We start from the raw sequence: 1,763 nt of genomic DNA, 5'->3' as shown, positions 1-1,763 counted from the left end.
ACTTTGTAATGGAAAATAGAGAGTAATAATCATGACAGTGGTGCTGGTAGTACAGATTATTTGGGCGCTGGCGGCGGCCTTTCTGGCGATTTTGGTGTTATTACACAGTCCCAAAGGGGATGGTATTGGCGGTATTGGCGGCCAATCACAGATTTTTACCAGCGCAAAAACGGCGGAAAAAACCTTAAATCAGGTGACTTGGGCGTTGGGGACGGTATTTATCACCCTAACTATTGTACTAAGTGCCGGCTGGTTAAATCGCTAAATGCTGAGAGGTCGGTTCTCTTTTCTAGGACTCGCGGCCTTGGCGAGTCTTTTGCTGTTTTCCTATTCTTTGATCGCCGACAGTCGATCGCTACCGGAGTTAAAAACCCATCCTTTACCCGCTAATTTAGCCCAATGGCAAGAGCAAAACCAGTCCGGGGATTATTTTGATGCTGTGGAAATCAGCCCCGTGGGGGCGTTGATTTGGTCGCAATTTCCCGTGAAGATTTACGTTCATAGCGATCGCAGTTCTTGGCTGAGTTTGGTACAACAGGCGATCGCTGAATGGGGGCAGTATTTGCCGATGGAGTTGGTAAATCGGGCAGAATTGGCCGATATCCTCATTAAACGGGAGTTACCGCCGTCGGGAGTCCGTTTTAATGCCGAAACGGGTAAGTTAGAACTGCCCCGGGTGCGTTCTGCCATAACACAATACGAGATTTTTGTCAAGGAAAATCGCTTAACTCATCGGATGAGTATCCAGATTAGTCCTAATTTAGCCGATCGGTCGGCCTTAGCGGCAGCGCGGCACGAATTAGGTCACGCTTTGGGAATTTGGGGTCATAGTCCCCTAGAGACGGATGTGATGTATTTCGCTCAAACTAGAGATATTGCCCCGATTTCTAGCCGGGATATTAACACTTTAAAAAAGGTTTATCAGCAGCCAACTAAGTTAGGTTGGCAGATGGATAAGCTAGGGTATCTAATACCTGAATAGGTAAATATTGCTCTTCAGTCGGTTCTGCTATTAAAAAGTATAAGTTATGGATATACTTAGTATAACTGACTAAGATCCAGAAGATTAACCATCGCTTAAACCTCTATTTCCTCTAGCCATGTTTTAATCGCACTGATTAACTTGGGTTGCTGGGGAGGGGTGTTGCTGACTCAAGCTATGAATGCCAACTGTGCATCCTATCCAAAAGTTAGTTTAGCTCTAGGTTTTAAAAACCCCACACAAGAAGATTCCTATTGCAAATCAGCAACCCCAATCTTTGCCACCCTCGACAACTAAGCCAATACTAGAAACATATTGTACGGGTTTGCCTAACATTAAGGGATCTATTTCTCCCCAATCGTAAGGTTCATAATCTTCTAAACGAGATAGTTCGCTATCTAACCAATCATCTCTAGGGGCTGTTTTTTCCGAGGGATTGGGCTGTTTCAGGGAGTCTAAGGGTTTAGTCATGGGGAAAAAATGAGTTGGGAATTTATGGGACGTAACCCGCCATGGAAGTGGGAATGATTTGTTGCACGATGGCAAATCCGCGGGTTTCAAAATGTCCTATACACAAACATTTTACCCACTAAGTAGGTAGGAGTTAAAAATTATCAGATGCCCCCCTTATTAAGGGGGGATTAAGAGGGGATCCCCCCGCCTATCGACACCCCCCTTATCAAGGGTAGGGCTGTTTCATTCTCCCATCAGAATATCAAAAGTAAAAGCGATCACTGTCAGGTAAAATGAGAAGTGAACGCGAACTTTTGAAAGATATGTT

3 protein-coding genes are annotated in these 1,763 nt (G+C 44.8%); 2 read left to right on the top strand and 1 reads right to left on the bottom strand.

What is annotated here, in order from left to right; translation table 11 throughout:
- The first annotated feature begins 31 nt into the window (after window positions 1–31).
- Window positions 32–265, top strand: a complete 234-nt coding sequence (gene secG, locus PX481_RS08750; RefSeq protein ID WP_002736485.1) for a preprotein translocase subunit SecG — start codon at window positions 32–34, stop codon at window positions 263–265.
- On the top strand, window positions 266–982 hold the full coding sequence (locus PX481_RS08745; RefSeq protein WP_288025559.1) for a peptidase: 717 nt from the start codon (window positions 266–268) through the stop codon (window positions 980–982).
- A 261-nt stretch (window positions 983–1,243) separates the two neighbouring features.
- Here PX481_RS08745 and PX481_RS08740 read toward each other — a convergent pair whose 3' ends face one another.
- A complete protein-coding gene (locus tag PX481_RS08740; RefSeq protein WP_002761322.1) occupies window positions 1,244–1,453 on the bottom strand; it encodes a hypothetical protein in 210 nt (69 codons plus the stop codon).
- Window positions 1,454–1,763 lie beyond the last annotated feature (310 nt).

This window comes from Microcystis sp. M53603_WE2 (assembly GCF_030065435.1).
The sequence above is the reverse complement of the archived record's forward strand: the minus strand, read 5'-3'. Positions and strand labels throughout refer to the sequence as shown.

Excerpts from the sequence above, each read along its gene's own strand:
- PX481_RS08740 (WP_002761322.1), bottom strand. The coding sequence starts at position 1,453 with ATGACTAAACCCTTAGACTCCCTGAAACAGCCCAATCCCTCGGAAAAA.
- secG (WP_002736485.1), top strand. The coding sequence starts at position 32 with ATGACAGTGGTGCTGGTAGTACAGATTATTTGGGCGCTGGCGGCGGCC.
- PX481_RS08745 (WP_288025559.1), top strand. The coding sequence starts at position 266 with ATGCTGAGAGGTCGGTTCTCTTTTCTAGGACTCGCGGCCTTGGCGAGT.